We start from the raw sequence: 14,669 nt of genomic DNA on the forward strand, positions 1-14,669 counted from the left end.
GTGGAGAACCCACCTCAGGCCGCGACGACCCCCGCGTCGGCCGCCACCAGCGCCCGCTCCAGGATCTCCGTCACCGCACCGACCGGCGTGACCGTCAGCGCCGAGAGGATCTCCTCCGGCACGTCGTCCAGGTCGGGCCGGTTGCGCTCGGGGATGAACACCTCCGCGACGCCGGCCCGCTGCGCGGCGAGCAGCTTCTGCTTCACCCCGCCGATCGGGAGCACCCGGCCCGACAGGGTGACCTCGCCGGTCATCGCGATGTCTGAGCGCACCGGGCGACCGGTCAGGAGCGAGACCAGGGCGGTGACCATGGTGACGCCGGCCGACGGCCCGTCCTTGGGTACGGCACCGGCGGGGAAGTGCACGTGGATGGACTGCTCGAACGCGGAGGCCGGGATGCCCAGCTCCGAGGCGTGCGAGCGCACCCACGACAGCGCGATCCGCGCGGACTCCTTCATCACGTCGCCCAGCTGGCCGGTGACGGTCAGGCCGGTCTCCCCCGAGGCGACCGACGTCTCGACGTACAGGACGTCACCGCCCATGCCCGTCACTGCCAGCCCGGTCGCGACGCCGGGGACCGACGTGCGCTCCTCGAGGTCCGGGGTGAACCGGGGCCGGCCGATCAGGTCCTTGAGGCCGTCGACACCGATGTCCACCCGGTCCACCGAGCCGGACGCCAGCCGGGCCGTGGCCTTGCGGAACGCCTTGGCGAGCAGCCGCTCGACCTGGCGTACGCCGGCCTCGCGGGTGTAGTTCGCCGCGATCTCGCGCAGCGCCTCGTCGGTGATGCTCACCTCGTCGGCCGACAGCGCGGCGCGCTCGAGCTGGCGCGGGACCAGGAAGTCGCGGGCGATCGCGACCTTGTCCTCCTCGGTGTAGCCGTCGATGGAGACCAGCTCCATGCGGTCGAGCAGCGCGGCCGGGATCGAGCCGATGTCGTTGGCGGTCGCGATGAACAGCACGTCGGACAGGTCGAGGTCGAGCTCGAGGTAGTGGTCGCGGAAGGTGTGGTTCTGCGCGGGATCCAGGACCTCGAGCAGCGCGGCCGCGGGGTCGCCCCGGTAGTCCGAGCCGACCTTGTCGACCTCGTCCAGCAGCACGACCGGGTTCATCGAGCCGGCCTCCTTGATGGCGCGTACGACGCGGCCGGGCAGCGCGCCGACGTACGTGCGCCGGTGACCGCGGATCTCGGCCTCGTCGCGCACGCCGCCGAGCGCGACCCGGACGAACTTGCGGCCCAGGGCACGGGCGACCGACTCGCCGAGCGAGGTCTTGCCGACACCCGGAGGGCCGGCCAGCAGGATCACCGCGCCGGAGCCGCGGCCGCCGACGACCTCGAGGCCGCGCTCCGCGCGGCGGGCGCGAACGGCGAGGTACTCGGTGATCCGGTCCTTCACCTCGTCGAGCCCGTGGTGGTCGGCGTCGAGGACCGCACGCGCCGCGACGACGTCGGTGTCGTCCTCGGTCGTGACATTCCACGGGAGGTCCAGGACGGTGTCGAGCCAGGTGCGGATCCACCCGGCCTCGGGGTTCTGGTCGCTGGCGCGCTCGAGCTTGTCGACCTCGCGCAGCAGCGCCTCGCGCACGCCGTCGGGCACGTCGGCCGCCTCGACCCGGACGCGGTAGTCGTCGCCGCCCTCCGGGTCGCCCTCGCCGAGCTCCTTGCGGATCGCGGCGAGCTGCTGGCGCAGCAGGAACTCGCGCTGGCTCTTCTCCAACGACTCGCGCACGTCGGACTCGATCTTCTCGCTGACCTCGGACTCCGCCACAAAGTCGCGGGTCCACTCGACCAGCAGCCGCAGCCGCTCGCCCACCTCGGGGGTCTCCAGGAGCCGGCGCTTGCGGTCGTCGGAGAGGTACGGCGCGTAGCCGGCCGTGTCGGCCAACGTGGCCGGGTCATCGATCCGGGTCACCTGGTCGGCGACCTGCCAGGCCTCGCGGCGCTGCAGCAGGCCGACGACGAGCTTGCGGTAGTCCTCGGCGAGCGCGCGGACCTCGTCGTCCACGACCCCACCGTCGACCGGCTCGGCCTCGACCCACAGCGCCGCGCCGGGGCCGGTCACGCCGCTGCCGATGCGGGCGCGGCCGCCGGCCTTGAGCACGGCCGCGGGGGCACCGCCGGAGAAGCGGCCGACCTTCTCGACGGTCGCGACCACGCCGTACGACGCGTAGCGGTCCTCGAGTCGGGGAGCCACCAGGACGCGGGAGGTGCCTCCCGAGTCCGTGGCGGCCAGGGCGGCGGCGTCGATGGCGGCTCGGGCGGGCTCGTCGAGCTCGACCCGGACCACCATCCCGGGAAGCACCACCACATCGGAGAGGAACAGCACCGGAAGCTGGATCGGGTTCGTCATGCACCTTCCAATGCGTTCCGGGTTCGCCGTGTTCCGGCGTTCGCCGATGGCGAACCAGGGAACCTCTCCGGCCTCGGGGCTCACCCCTCCCGTGCCGCCAACGGGATCCCCAGCCGGTCGCGGAGCTCCTCGACCGAGACCCCCCACGTCTCCCGGACGACGACCGAGGAGCCACCCACCTCGAACACGCCGTGGTCGGTGTAGACCCGGCTCACGCAGCCGACGCCGGTGAGCGGGTAGCTGCAGGCGGGGACCAGCTTGGGCGAGCCGTCCTTGCCGAACAGCCCCATCATCACGAGCACGTCCTTGGCACCGATGGCCAGGTCCATCGCGCCGCCGACGGCCGGGATGGCGTCGGGCTTGCCGGTGTGCCAGTTGGCGAGGTCGCCGTTGGCGGCGACCTGGTAGGCGCCGAGCACGCAGACGTCGAGGTGGCCGCCGCGCATCATGGCGAAGGAGTCGGCGTGGTGGAAGTACGACGCCCCGGGCAGCTCGGTCACGGGGACCTTGCCGGCGTTGGTGAGGTCGGCATCCACCTCCTCGCCGACGGCGGCCGGGCCCATGCCGAGCATGCCGTTCTCGGTGTGCAGGATGACGCCGAGCTCCGCCGGGAGGTGGTCGGCGATCTTGGTGGGCTGGCCGATGCCGAGGTTGACGAAGGAGCCCGCGGGGATGTCGCGGGCGATCACCTCGGCCAGCTCGTCCATGGTGAGCGGGCCGCGGTCCAGGTTCTCGACGGTCATCAACGCGCTCCCTGCACGGTGTAGTGGCGGGCCTCGACGGCGACCACTCGGTCGACGTAGATGGACGGCGTGACGACGGCCTCGGGGTCGAGCGCACCGGTCGCCACGACGCTGCTCACCTGGGCGATGGTCGTGGTGGCCGCGGCGGCCATGACGGGGCCGAAGTTGCGGGCGGTCTTGCGGTAGACGAGGTTGCCGAGCCGGTCGGCGGTGTGGGCGGAGATGAGCGCGTAGTCGCCCTTGATGGGGTACTCGAGCAGGAACTCGCGCCCGTCGATCACCCGCGACTCCTTGCCCTCGGCGAGCGGCGTGCCGACGGCGGTGGGGCTGTAGAACGCGCCGATCCCCGCTCCGGCGGCCCGCATCCGCTCGGCGAGGTTGCCCTGCGGGACCACCTCGAGCTCGATCTCGCCGGCCAGGTAGAGCTCGTCGAAGACGTAGGAGTCGGCCTGGCGCGGGAACGAGCAGACGACCTTGCGCACCCGGCCGGCCTGGAGCAGCGCGGACAGGCCGACCTCGCCGTTGCCGGCGTTGTTGGACACGATGGTGAGGTCCTTCGCGCCCTGGCGGATCAGCGCGTCGATGAGGTCGAAGGGCATGCCGGCGAGGCCGAAGCCGCCCACCAGGACGGTGGATCCGTCCTCGATGCCGGCGACCGCCTCGTCAGCGGTGTCGAGCAGTGCGGTGCGTGCCATCAGGAGGCCTCCGGGTTCTCGAGGACGACGGCCAGGCCCTGGCCGACGCCGATGCAGATGCCGGCGACGCCCCAGCGCTGCCCGGTCTCGCGCAGCACCTTGGCCAGGGTGCCGACCAGCCGGCCGCCGGAGGCGCCGAGCGGGTGGCCGAGGGCGATGGCGCCGCCGCGCTGGTTGACGATCTCGGGGTCGATCGGCCAGGCGTCGACGCAGGCGAGGGACTGGACGGCGAAGGCCTCGTTCAGCTCGACCGCGCCGACGTCGGACCACGAGACGCCGGCGCGGGCGAGCGCGGCGTTGGCAGCCTCGACAGGGGCGAAGCCGAAGGCCTGGGGCTCGAGGGCGTGGGCCGCCCGGCCGGCCACCCGTGCCAGCGGCGCCGTGCCGATCCGGTCGGCGGCGGCCTCCGAGCCGAGCAGCACGGCCGAGGCGCCGTCGCTGAGCGGGGAGGCGTTGCCGGCGGTGATGGTGCCGTCCTTGCGGAAGACCGGCTTGAGGGCGCCGAGCGACTCGGGAGTGCTGCCGGGGCGGATGCCCTCGTCGCGGGCGAGGTCCACGCCCTCGACGGGGACGACCAGGTCGTCGTAGAAGCCGTCCTCCCACGCCTGGTGGGCGAGCCGGTGGGAGCGCGCGGCGAAGGCGTCCTGGCGCTCGCGGGAGATGCCGAAGCGCTCCTGGAGCTGCTCGTTGGCCTCGCCGAGGCTGACCGTCCACTCCTCCGGCATCCGCGGATTGACCAGCCGCCAGCCGAGGGCCGTGGAGACCGCGGTGACGTCGGCGACCGGGAAGGCGCGGTCCGGCTTCGGGAGCACCCACGGGGCGCGGGTCATCGACTCGACGCCGCCGGTGAGGACGATGTCGGCGTCGCCGGTCTCGATGGTGCGCGAGCCGACCATCACGGCGTCCAGGCTGGAGCCGCAGAGGCGGTTGACGGTGGTGGCGGGGACGCTGACCGGTACGCCGGCCAGCAGGGTCGCCATCCGGCCGACGTTGCGGTTGTCCTCGCCGGCGCCGTTGGCGTTGCCCCAGACCACGTCTCCGATGGCGGCGGGGTCGAGACCGGGGGTGCGGGCGAGGACCGAGGAGACGACGGCCGCGCCCAGGTCGTCGGTGCGGACGCCGGCGAGCGCGCCGTTGAACCGGCCGAAGGGGGTGCGGACCGCTGCGTAGACGAAGGAGCTCACAGGACCGACGCTAGGCGGCGACGTTGATATTGTGAAGGATCAATATCAGACTCAACTGAGACGAATGAGGATATGGATCTGCTGCGCCACCTGCGGTATTTCGTGACCGTCGCCGAGGAACGCCACTTCGGCCGCGCCGCCGAGCGGCTGCACATGGCCCAGCCACCGCTGTCCCAGCAGATCCGCCGCCTGGAGGCCGAGGTCGGCGTCGAGCTGTTCGTCCGCACCACCCGGCGGGTGGACCTGACCGCGGCGGGGGCGGCGTACCTCGCGCGGGCCCAGGCGATCCTCGCCGACGTCGACGACGCGGCCGACGAGGCCCGGCGGGTGGCGGCCGGCGCGGTCGGCCGACTCGCCATCGGCTGCGTCGGTTCCGCGACCTACAGCCTGCTGCCCGCACTCTCGCGCCGGCTGGCCGAGGAGCTGCCCGGCATCGACTTCGCCTTCCGCGGCGAGATGCTCGTCGCCGACCAGGTCGATGCGCTGCGCACCGGCGCGATCGACGTCGCCCTGCTCCGCCCGCCCGTCGACGACGCGTCGCTGACGGTGAGCCCGCTGCGCGAGGAGCGGCTCGTGGTCGCCGTACCCGCGGGCGACCGGCTCGCCGGCCGCCGCCGGGTCCGGGTCGCCGACCTCGCCGGCGCCGACCTGATCGTCCACTCGGCAGGCCGCCGGTCGGCGATGTACGACGTCGTGCGCGGCCTGTTCGCCGATGCCGGCGTGACGCCGCACATCCGGCACGAGGTCGGCGAGACCTCCACCCTGGTAACGCTGGTGGCCGGCGGCCTCGGCGTGGCCGTCGTGCCCGAGCCGGTCGGGGCGCTCGCCCTCGACGGCGTCGCCTTCCGACCTCTGGTGGGCCCCGCGCGCACCGTCGAGCTCGCGGTCGCCCACCGGGCCGCGCGGACCGAGCCACACCTGCACCGCACCCTGGCCGTGGTCGCCGACCTGGCCCGGGAGGGCTGGCCACAGCCCCGACCGATTCATACATTGGAGTTATGAATCAGTCGACTATTCGTCTTTGTGCTTCTGGATCACTCCGATCTAGCGTGATGGGAACGCGTGACGCCCACCACACCGGACCGGCGCACAGGAGGAGGTGACCATGGATCTCAAGCAGCTGCGCTACTTCGACGCCGTCGCGGAGACCTGTCACTTCGGCCAGGCGGCCGAGCGCCTCCACCTCGCCCAGCCCGCCCTCTCCCAGGCCGTGCGCCGCCTCGAGGCCGAGCTCGGCGTGCTCCTCCTCGCGCGGACCACCCGTCAGGTCAGCCTGACGCCGGCCGGCGAGTTCTTCCATCGCGAGGTGCGCCGGATCCTCGGCGACCTCGACGCCTGCGTGGTCGGGACCCGCAGCATCGCCGACGGCAGCCGCGGGCTGCTCCGGGTCGGGTTCACCGGCACCAGCGCGTTCACTCAGCTGGCCCGGCTCTCCCGCATCGTCCGCGCGTCGCTGCCGGGCGTCGCGCTGGAGGTGCAGGCCGACCTGCTCACCCCGGGCCAGGTCGAGCGGCTGCTCGACGGCCGGCTCGACCTGGGCGTGCTGCGCGGCCCGGTCGCCGAGCCCGGCATCGAGACCCGCAGCCTGCTCCAGGAGCCGCTCGTGCTCGCCCTGCCCGCCGACCACCGCCTCGCCGCCGAGCCCGCCCTCCAGGTCGCCGACGTCTCCGCCGACGAGTTCATCGCCTACGCCGACACCCGCTCGGCCGTCAACGAGGCGATGATGTCGAGCTGCCTGCGGGCCGGCTTCTCCCCCACCATCGCCCACCGCGCCCCCGGCACCGCCGCGCTGCTCGCGCTCGTCGCCGCCCAGCTCGGGATCGCGCTGGTGCCCGAGTCGGTACGCAGCATGCAGCTGCAGGGCGTGGTGTTCCGCGACGTCGCCGACGCCGCGGCCATCGACCTCTCGCTCGCCTGGCGGGCCGACGAGCCCTCGGCCCTGGTGGCCGGCGCGCTCGACGTCCTCGACCGCGACGGGTTCTTCGCCGCCACCCCCACCCCGATCACCGCCCCCTGAGGACCCCATGAAGATCACCGCGATCGAGGCGATCCCGTTCCGGATCCCCTACGTCAAGCCGCTGAGGTTCGCCAGTGGCGAGGTCCACGTGGCCGACCACGTCCTGGTCCGCGTCCACACCGACGACGGGGTGGTCGGGGTCGCCGAGGCGCCACCGCGACCGTTCACCTACGGCGAGACCCAGCGCGGGATCATCGCGGTGATCGAGACCATCTTCGCCCCGCAGGTCGTCGGCCTGGCCCTCACCGACCGCGAGCAGCTGGCCGCGCTGCTGGGCCGCACGGTCGGCAACCCGACCGCGAAGGCAGCGATCGACATGGCCGTGTGGGACGCGCTGGGCCGCACCCTCGGGCTGCCGGTCTCCGAGCTGCTCGGCGGCTACACCGACCGGATGCGGGTCTCCCACATGCTCGGCTTCGACCAGCCGGCCGCGATGGTCGAGGAGGCCGAGCGGATGCGGGAGGTCCACGGCATCACCACCTTCAAGGTGAAGGTCGGCCGCCGCCCGGCCGCGCTCGACGTGGCCGTCGTGCGCGCCCTGCGCGAGGGCCTGGGCCCCGACGTCGTGCTGTACGTCGACGGCAACCGTGGGTGGACCGCGTCCGAGTCCGCGCGGGCGATGCGACAGATGGCCGACCTCGACCTGGCGTTCGCCGAGGAGCTCAGCCCCGCCGACGACGTGCTCGGGCGGCGCTGGCTGGTGCAGCAGCTCGACGTGCCGTTCATCGCCGACGAGTCGGCCACCACGCCGGCCGAGGTGACCCGCGAGGTGCTCGGCGGCTCGGCGACCGCGCTCTCCATCAAGACCGCCCGCACCGGGTTCACCGGCTCGCAGCGGGTCCTCCACCTCGCCGAGGGCCTCGGTCTCGAGGTGGTGATGGGCAACCAGATCGACGGCCAGCTCGGCTCGATCTGCTCCGTCGCGTTCGGCGCCGCCCACCAGCGCAGCAGCCTGCACGCCGGCGAGCTGTCGAACTTCCTCGACATGAGCGACGACCTGCTCACCGAGCCGCTGCGCATCGAGAACGGCGAGCTCACCCTCCGACCCGGCGCCGGCCTCGGCGTCGCCATCGACGAAGAGAAGCTTCGCCGCTACCGCACCGACCACTGAGACAACCCGAGAGGAACCATCATGACCACCGACGTCGCCACCGCCGCCGCCTCCGGCGCCAGCGCCACCGAGCGCTTCCACTCCGACAAGTCGCCCTTCGCGGCCGTCGCCGGCACCCCGCCCGAGCGGGTCGACCGCCTGGCCCGCCGCGTCCTCGACGCCGTCTATCAGACGGTCCGCGACGAGAAGGTCACCTACGACGAGTTCAACGCGCTCAAGGCGTGGATGATCAACGTCGGCGAGGACGGCGAGTGGCCGCTCTTCTTGGACGTGTGGCTCGAGCACGTCGTCGAGGACGTCAACACCGCGCACCGCGAGGGCAACAAGGGCTCGATCGAGGGCCCCTACTACGTGCCCGGTGCCCCCGAGCACGGCAGCGTCGGGACGATCGCCATGCGCGAGGGCGAGTCCGGCACCCCGCTGGTGTGGACCGGCACCGTGCGGTCGACCGACGGGACGGTGCTCGAGGGCGCGCTGGTCGAGGTCTGGCACGCCGACGCCGACGGCTTCTACTCGCAGTTCGCCCCGGGCATCCCGGAGTGGAACCTGCGCGGCAACTTCCGCACCGACGCCGAGGGCGGCTTCGAGATCCACACGATCCAGCCGGCGCCCTACCAGATCCCGACCGACGGCTCCTGCGGCAAGCTCATCGCCGCCGCCGGCTGGCACGCCTGGCGTCCCGCCCACCTGCACGTCAAGGTCTCCGCGCCCGGCCACGAGCTGCTCACCGCGCAGCTGTACTTCCCCGGCGACGAGCACAACGACGACGACATCGCCTCGGCCGTGAAGCCGGAGCTGCTGCTCGCCCCGGTCCCCCAGGCCGACGGCTCGGTCACGGTCGACTACGGCTTCGTGCTGGACCCGGTTCGCTGATGCTCTTCTGTGTCCGGATGGACGTCGACATCCCGCGCGACCTCGACCCCGCCGAGCGGGAGGGCGTGGTCGCGCGGGAGAGGGCGTACTCCCAAGAGCTCCAGCGCGGCGGCGAGTGGGCGCACATCTGGCGCATCGTCGGGCAGTACTCCAACATCAGCATCTTCGACGTCGCCTCGAACGCCCGCCTGCACGAGATCTTGTCGAACCTACCGCTGTTCCCCTACATGCGGATCGAGGTCACCGCGCTGACCGAGCACCCGTCGGCGATCTGATGCTGCCCTCGATCGCCCTCCGCCACCTCGCCGGCCACCCCGGGCGACCACTGCTGGTCGTCGGCCCGTCCCTGGGGACCACGGTCGACCGGCTCTGGGGGCCGGTCGCCTCGGCGCTGCCCGGCTGGAACGTCCTCGGCTGGGACCTGCCCGGCCACGGCGCCAGCCCGGCGGTCGACCGGCTGGCGCCGGGCCTCACCCTCGCCGGCCTGGCCTCGGCCGTCCTGGCGGTGGTGTCCGAGGCCGCCGGTCGCGATGTGCCCCTCGCCTACGCCGGCGACTCGGTCGGCGGCGCCGTGGGCCTCCAGCTCGCCCTCGACCACCCTGCCCGGGTCACCTCACTGGCCGTGCTGTGCAGCGCCGCCGTGTTCGGCACCCCGGCCCCTTGGCACGAGCGCGCGGCCCTGGTCCGGGCCTCGGGCATGGGCCCGGTGGTGGCGTCCTCCCCCGCCCGCTGGTTCGGCTCGGCCATCTGCGCCGACGACGACGGCCGCCGCGACGCGGCGCTGGCCGACCTGGACGCCGTCGACCCCGAGAGCTACGCCCGGGTCTGCGAGGCGCTCGCCGGCTTCGACGTGCGCGACCGCTTGGCGTCGGTGGGCGCTCCCCTGCTCGCGATCGCCGGCGCCGACGACGTCGCGACACCCCCGGCGTCGCTGGAGGCGCTCGCGGCCGGCGTACCGGAGGGGCGGATCGCGGTGCTGCCCGGCGTGGGCCACCTGGCGCCGTACGAGGCGCCGGAGGCGGTCGCCGCGCTGCTCCGCGACAACCTCAGTCCTCGTTCTCCTCAGCGAACTGCTCGTGGTTGCGGATGACCTCCGCGATGATCACGTTGAGGATCTTCTCGGCGAAGTGCGGGTCGAGCCCCGAGCTCTCCGCCATCGACCGCAGTCGCGCGATCTGAACCGCCTCGCGGGCGGGGTCGGCCGGCGGCATGGCGGCGCGCGCCTTGAGGCGGCCGACGGCCTCGGTGCACTTGAAGCGCTCGGCCAGCAGGTGGACCAGGGCGGCGTCGAGGTTGTCGATGCTCGACCGCAGTCGGTGGAGCTCGGCCCGGGCGTCGTCTGCACTCACGTGCTCCATCCTGCCCTACGATCCGGAGCAGCCAGGATGGACCACCGCAGACCGAGAGGACGCCCCATGAGCGACGACCAGGTGATGTACACCCTCGAGCCGGACGAGCAGCCGACCCGCTGGTACAACATCGTCGCCGACCTGCCCACGCCGCCGCCTCCGCCGCTGCACCCGGCGACCCACGAGCCGGTCGGGCCCGACGACCTGGCGCCGCTGTTCCCGCCGGAGCTGATCGCGCAGGAGGTCACCGCCGAGCGGTACGTCGACATCCCGGAGCCGGTGCTCGACGTCTACCGGCAGTACCGGCCCAGCCCGCTCTACCGGGCCCGCCGCTGGGAGCAGAGGCTCGGCACCAGCGCCCGGATCTACTACAAGTACGAGGGCGTCTCGCCGGCCGGCTCGCACAAGGTCAACACGGCCGTGCCGCAGGTCTACTACAACAAGCTCAACGGGATCACCCGGCTCACCACCGAGACCGGCGCCGGCCAGTGGGGCACCGCCCTCTCCTACGCCAGCGCGCTGTTCGGGGTGACCTGCGAGGTGTGGCAGGTCGGGGCGTCGTACGACACCAAGCCGCAGCGCCGGACCCTGATCGAGGTCTTCGGCGGCACAGTGCATCGCTCGCCGAGCCGGCTGACCGAGTCGGGCAAGGCGTTCCCCGAGGAGCACCCGGGCTCGCTCGGCATCGCGATCTCCGAGGCGGTCGAGGTCGCGGCGCAGGACCCCGAGGCGAAGTACGCGCTGGGCTCGGTGCTCAACCACGTGCTGCTCCACCAGACGGTGATCGGCGAGGAGGCGCTGCTCCAGCTCGCCAAGGCCGGCGAGACCGGCGCCGACCTCGTCGTCGGCTGCGCCGGCGGCGGCTCGAACTTCGCCGGGCTGGCCTTCCCGTTCCTGCGCGAGAAGCTGGCCGGCAACCAGGCACCGCGGATCCTCGCGGTCGAGCCGAGCTCGTGCCCGACGCTGACCCGCGGCGAGTACCGCTACGACTTCGGCGACACCGCCGGGCTCACGCCGCTGATGAAGATGCACACGCTCGGCCACGACTTCGTCCCGTCGCCGATCCACGCCGGCGGCCTGCGCTACCACGGCATGGCGCCGCTGGTCTCCCACACGGTGGCCGAGGGGCACATCGATGCCGTCGCCCTGCACCAGAGCGAGTGCTTCGAGGCCGGTGTCGAGTTCGCCCGCACCCAGGGCATCGTCCCCGCCCCCGAGTCGTCCCACGCCCTCGCCCAGGTACGCCGCGAGGCGCTCGCCGCCACCGAGGCCGGCACCTCCCCGGTGATCGTCGTCGGCCTGTCCGGGCACGGCCTGCTCGAGCTCGGCGCCTACGAGAGCTTCCTCAGCGGCAAGCTCGAGGACGACCCGCTGTCGGACGAGGCGCTCACCGAGGCACTGGCGAACGTGCCGGTGGTCGGCTGAGCGCGGTCGAGGCCCCGTCGAGCGGCGCGTGGGGCGCGCCCGTCGCGGCCGCGAGCGAGATCCGGCTCGCGCACCTGGCCGGCAACGAGCGGGCCCGACAGCGTCTGGATGCGGCTGGCCCTGTGAACGCAAAGCAGGTCGAAGCAGGTGGACGAAAACCGTGGATCAATCGCCACAGATGAGGCGTTCGCGCCGAGCATTCTCCCAGGCCAGACCCATAATGTCGGCATACGACGACAATCGGAAATGTCGTCGTTCGACAACTTTAGAAAATGTCGTCGAACGGCTACAATCTTGAATGTTGCCGAACGACGACATGATGGCCCCAAGGAGTGGTGACGGTGCGGGTTCAAACGGTTCGCGATCTGGGCGCCATGGTGCGCGCCGCACGGCGCGCCAGCGGCCTCACCCAGGCCGACTTGGCCGAGCAGCTCCGGGTCAGCCGCGACTGGGTCGTGCGCCTGGAGCAGGGCAGCCCGCGCCTCGAGGCACAGAAGGTGCTCGACGCGCTCAGCGCTCTCGGCCTGCTCGTCGACGTGGTCACCCCCACCGTCCCTGCGAAGACAACGGCCAGAAAGGCGCCAGCTACGAAGACCCGTGGACGTTCGGCAGTTTCTGGTCGCTTCGTCACCAAGGGCAGCCCTTCGACGATGACCTCGACCGCAAAGTCCGCCAAGACGTCTGCCGACGTCGGCGAGCACGGCAGCGACCCGTTCGCCTTCCTCCAGGATCGGACCTCCTGATGGTCAAGCCCCAGCGCCTCCGCGTCTACCTCGACGGCGATCCGATCGGCTACACCGAGCAGAAGAACGGCAACCTGTCCTTCACCTACGACGAGGAGTACCGAACCGACCCCGCCGCCACGCCCCTCTCACTCTCGCTGCCCCTGGCCCAATCCCACCACGGCAACCGTCCGGTCCGCGCCTTCCTCGACGGGCTCCTGCCCGACAGCCAGGCCGCGCGAGAGCGATGGGCGGCCGAGTACAAGGTCTCGGCCAACAGTCCCTTCGGCCTGCTCGCCAACGTCGGACGCGACGCCGCGGGCGCCGTCCAGGTCCTTCCCGAAGACATGGATCCGAGCGATGCCGCCAGCCGCCACGGCGACATCGAGTGGCTCAGCGACAGCGACTTCGCCGATATGGCCCACGACCTGGCCGAGCATGGCGCGGCGTGGGACCCCGGCCGCTACGGCGGCCGGTGGAGCCTCGCTGGCGCGCAGCCGAAGATCGCGCTCTTTCTCGACGGCCCCACCGGCAGGTGGGGCATCCCGCACGACTCCACACCGACCAACACCATCATCAAGCCCGCCATCGAGGGCTATGCCCAGCACCACGTCAACGAGGCACTGTGCCTGCGCGCGGCCGGACAGGCAGGACTGCTCGCCGCCCGCGTCGACCTGGTCGAGGTCGCCGACGTGCAGGCCATCGTCTCTCACCGCTACGACCGCTACGAGAACGCAGAAGGCCGGTGGGTGCGGGTCCACCAAGAGGACTTCTGCCAGGCGCTGTCAGTCCACCCCAGCCAGAAGTACCAGAAGGACGGCGGGCCTGGGGTCGCCGATATCGGCCGCGTTCTGAACACCCTGAGCCTCGAGGACCGCCTCGTCAGCAGCGAACGCTTCTTCAAGGGCCTCGCGTACAACGTCCTGATAGGGGGAGCCGACGCGCACGCGAAGAACTACTCCCTGCTCCTCATCGGCCCCAACGTCCAGACCGCGCCGCTCTACGACGTCGCCTCGGCAGCCTGCTACGACCAGTACGAGCGGTTGGACGGTCCGATGAAGGTCGGTGAGCGCTGGCGGATGCTGGACGTCGGGGAGAGGGACTGGCGCAAGGCCGCCCGGCAGCTCAGCATCCCCGGTGACCAGGCCGTCGAGTGGGTCGAGGAAGTGCGCGCCAACCTGCCGGAGGCCTTCGCTGCCGCCGTCGAGTCGCTCCCCAGTGACGTCCACGACGAGGCCGACCGCATGGCCAGCCGGATCATCGAGCACGTTCGGGGCACCTGGCGCCCCAACCAGGAACGCAACCCGGCCCATGTCCTGCGCGGAACCTCCACCCCAGACCGGGGCGACTGACCCGCCGGGGAGGGGGTCCCGGTGACAGCGGCCGGTGCGGTCGGTTTGAATACCGGGATGGAGGACGACCATCCCGACCTGACCGACCTGCCTTGGCCGCTGACCGGGGCCGACGCGCTGCGCGACGAGCTGCTGGCGGCGTACGGCGACCCGAGCCGCGGTCATCACGGCACTCGCCATCTCGCGGAGGTGCTGCAGCGCCTCGACGAGCTGGCGGCCGCGGGGACGGCGTACGACCGCACGCCCGTGCTGCTCGCCGCGTGGTTCCACGACGCCGTGTACGACGGCGAGCGGGACGCCGAGGAGCGCTCGGCCACCTGGGCCGAGGACGCGCTGCCGGCCCACGCCGCCCCGGCGACGGTCGCCGAGGTGGCCCGCCTGGTGCGGCTCACCGAGCAGCACCGCCCGGACTCCGACGACGCCAACGGCTGCGCCCTGTCCGACGCCGACCTGTCCATCCTCGCCGCGGCCCGGGACCGGTACGACGAGTACGTCGCCGCGGTGCGCTCGGAGTACGCCCACCTCGACGACGACGTCTTCGCCGCCGGTCGGGCGGAGGTGCTGCGCGCGCTGACCGACACCCCCGAGCTGTTCCGCACCGCGCACGGGCGCTCCCGCTGGGAGCAGCCCGCACGGGCCAATGTCGCCCGCGAGCTCGCCGGCCTGCCGGCCTAACTTCGCGACCTGGCTGTACTGACCGGCGAGCTCGGCCATCTCGTCGTCGAGCCGGTCGAGGTCGGTCCAGGTGACGGCGAGCACGCGGTCGGCGGCAGCGGTCCTTAGCGGTCCTCTCGGCGGCTCCCGCGGGTCGGGAGCGGTGCCGGCTGCGATGCCCGTCCGGGCCCGG

At 72.5% G+C, this 14,669-nt stretch carries 15 protein-coding genes; 10 read left to right on the top strand and 5 right to left on the bottom strand.

Annotated elements, in window-relative coordinates; translation table 11 throughout:
* Positions 1-14: 14 nt before the first annotated feature.
* From lon to ACUP6Y_RS19640, 4 genes are all read right to left on the bottom strand, one after another.
* Complete coding sequence (gene lon / locus ACUP6Y_RS19625; protein ID WP_462552542.1) at positions 15-2,351, bottom strand: endopeptidase La; 2,337 nt, start codon at positions 2,349-2,351, stop codon at positions 15-17.
* An 80-nt stretch (positions 2,352-2,431) separates the two neighbouring features.
* Complete coding sequence (locus ACUP6Y_RS19630; RefSeq protein ID WP_462552543.1) at positions 2,432-3,094, bottom strand: 3-oxoacid CoA-transferase subunit B; 663 nt, start codon at positions 3,092-3,094, stop codon at positions 2,432-2,434.
* A complete protein-coding gene (locus ACUP6Y_RS19635; protein ID WP_462552544.1) occupies positions 3,094-3,789 on the bottom strand; it encodes a 3-oxoacid CoA-transferase subunit A in 696 nt (231 codons plus the stop codon). The genes ACUP6Y_RS19630 and ACUP6Y_RS19635 overlap by 1 nt, the downstream gene beginning before the upstream one ends.
* Complete coding sequence (locus ACUP6Y_RS19640) at positions 3,789-4,973, bottom strand: thiolase family protein (protein ID WP_462552546.1); 1,185 nt, start codon at positions 4,971-4,973, stop codon at positions 3,789-3,791. The genes ACUP6Y_RS19635 and ACUP6Y_RS19640 overlap by 1 nt, the downstream gene beginning before the upstream one ends.
* A 72-nt stretch (positions 4,974-5,045) precedes the next feature.
* Here ACUP6Y_RS19640 and ACUP6Y_RS19645 point away from each other — a divergent pair, with 72 nt between their 5' ends.
* The 6 genes from ACUP6Y_RS19645 to ACUP6Y_RS19670 all read left to right on the top strand — a co-directional run bounded on the left by ACUP6Y_RS19645 (position 5,046) and on the right by ACUP6Y_RS19670 (position 10,064).
* Positions 5,046-5,975, top strand: a complete 930-nt coding sequence (locus ACUP6Y_RS19645; RefSeq protein WP_462552547.1) for a LysR family transcriptional regulator — start codon at positions 5,046-5,048, stop codon at positions 5,973-5,975.
* A 103-nt stretch (positions 5,976-6,078) separates the two neighbouring features.
* The gene (locus ACUP6Y_RS19650; RefSeq protein WP_462552548.1) at positions 6,079-6,990 is read left to right on the top strand and encodes a LysR substrate-binding domain-containing protein; all 912 of its coding nucleotides are present in this window, start codon (positions 6,079-6,081) and stop codon (positions 6,988-6,990) included.
* 7 nt (positions 6,991-6,997) lie between these two features.
* Entirely contained in the window at positions 6,998-8,101 is a 1,104-nt protein-coding gene (locus ACUP6Y_RS19655) for a mandelate racemase/muconate lactonizing enzyme family protein (RefSeq protein ID WP_462552549.1), read from the top strand.
* Positions 8,102-8,122: 21 nt separating this feature from the next.
* Positions 8,123-8,974, top strand: a complete 852-nt coding sequence (gene catA, locus ACUP6Y_RS19660) for a catechol 1,2-dioxygenase (RefSeq protein WP_462552550.1) — start codon at positions 8,123-8,125, stop codon at positions 8,972-8,974.
* Positions 8,974-9,249 (top strand): muconolactone Delta-isomerase, encoded by a 276-nt coding sequence (gene catC / locus ACUP6Y_RS19665; RefSeq protein WP_462552551.1) that lies wholly within the window; start codon positions 8,974-8,976, stop codon positions 9,247-9,249. Before catA ends, catC begins: the two co-directional genes overlap by 1 nt.
* Entirely contained in the window at positions 9,249-10,064 is an 816-nt protein-coding gene (locus ACUP6Y_RS19670) for an alpha/beta fold hydrolase (protein WP_462552552.1), read from the top strand. Before catC ends, ACUP6Y_RS19670 begins: the two co-directional genes overlap by 1 nt.
* Here the strand turns inward: ACUP6Y_RS19670 and ACUP6Y_RS19675 are convergent.
* A complete protein-coding gene (locus tag ACUP6Y_RS19675) occupies positions 10,021-10,323 on the bottom strand; it encodes a chorismate mutase (RefSeq protein WP_203045803.1) in 303 nt (100 codons plus the stop codon). The genes ACUP6Y_RS19670 and ACUP6Y_RS19675 overlap by 44 nt on opposite strands.
* A gap of 66 nt (positions 10,324-10,389) precedes the next feature.
* Here ACUP6Y_RS19675 and ACUP6Y_RS19680 point away from each other — a divergent pair, with 66 nt between their 5' ends.
* The 4 genes from ACUP6Y_RS19680 (at position 10,390) to ACUP6Y_RS19695 (ending at position 14,497) form a co-directional block, all read left to right on the top strand.
* Positions 10,390-11,748, top strand: a complete 1,359-nt coding sequence (locus tag ACUP6Y_RS19680) for a TrpB-like pyridoxal phosphate-dependent enzyme (protein ID WP_462552553.1) — start codon at positions 10,390-10,392, stop codon at positions 11,746-11,748.
* A 332-nt stretch (positions 11,749-12,080) separates the two neighbouring features.
* A complete protein-coding gene (locus tag ACUP6Y_RS19685) occupies positions 12,081-12,491 on the top strand; it encodes a helix-turn-helix domain-containing protein (RefSeq protein WP_462552554.1) in 411 nt (136 codons plus the stop codon).
* Positions 12,491-13,822 (top strand): type II toxin-antitoxin system HipA family toxin, encoded by a 1,332-nt coding sequence (locus ACUP6Y_RS19690; protein WP_462552555.1) that lies wholly within the window; start codon positions 12,491-12,493, stop codon positions 13,820-13,822. The genes ACUP6Y_RS19685 and ACUP6Y_RS19690 overlap by 1 nt, the downstream gene beginning before the upstream one ends.
* A gap of 57 nt (positions 13,823-13,879) precedes the next feature.
* Complete coding sequence (locus tag ACUP6Y_RS19695; protein WP_462552556.1) at positions 13,880-14,497, top strand: HD domain-containing protein; 618 nt, start codon at positions 13,880-13,882, stop codon at positions 14,495-14,497.
* Positions 14,498-14,669 lie beyond the last annotated feature (172 nt).

It is taken from the genome of Nocardioides sp. S5-5, from assembly GCF_054954065.1.

Coding starts and splice junctions, on each gene's coding strand:
- lon (WP_462552542.1), bottom strand. CDS start 2,351: ATGACGAACCCGATCCAGCTTCCGGTGCTGTTCCTCTCCGATGTGGTG.
- ACUP6Y_RS19630 (WP_462552543.1), bottom strand. CDS start 3,094: ATGACCGTCGAGAACCTGGACCGCGGCCCGCTCACCATGGACGAGCTG.
- ACUP6Y_RS19635 (WP_462552544.1), bottom strand. CDS start 3,789: ATGGCACGCACCGCACTGCTCGACACCGCTGACGAGGCGGTCGCCGGC.
- ACUP6Y_RS19645 (WP_462552547.1), top strand. CDS start 5,046: ATGGATCTGCTGCGCCACCTGCGGTATTTCGTGACCGTCGCCGAGGAA.
- ACUP6Y_RS19650 (WP_462552548.1), top strand. CDS start 6,079: ATGGATCTCAAGCAGCTGCGCTACTTCGACGCCGTCGCGGAGACCTGT.
- ACUP6Y_RS19655 (WP_462552549.1), top strand. CDS start 6,998: ATGAAGATCACCGCGATCGAGGCGATCCCGTTCCGGATCCCCTACGTC.
- catA (WP_462552550.1), top strand. CDS start 8,123: ATGACCACCGACGTCGCCACCGCCGCCGCCTCCGGCGCCAGCGCCACC.
- catC (WP_462552551.1), top strand. CDS start 8,974: ATGCTCTTCTGTGTCCGGATGGACGTCGACATCCCGCGCGACCTCGAC.
- ACUP6Y_RS19670 (WP_462552552.1), top strand. CDS start 9,249: ATGCTGCCCTCGATCGCCCTCCGCCACCTCGCCGGCCACCCCGGGCGA.
- ACUP6Y_RS19680 (WP_462552553.1), top strand. CDS start 10,390: ATGAGCGACGACCAGGTGATGTACACCCTCGAGCCGGACGAGCAGCCG.
- ACUP6Y_RS19690 (WP_462552555.1), top strand. CDS start 12,491: ATGGTCAAGCCCCAGCGCCTCCGCGTCTACCTCGACGGCGATCCGATC.
- ACUP6Y_RS19695 (WP_462552556.1), top strand. CDS start 13,880: ATGGAGGACGACCATCCCGACCTGACCGACCTGCCTTGGCCGCTGACC.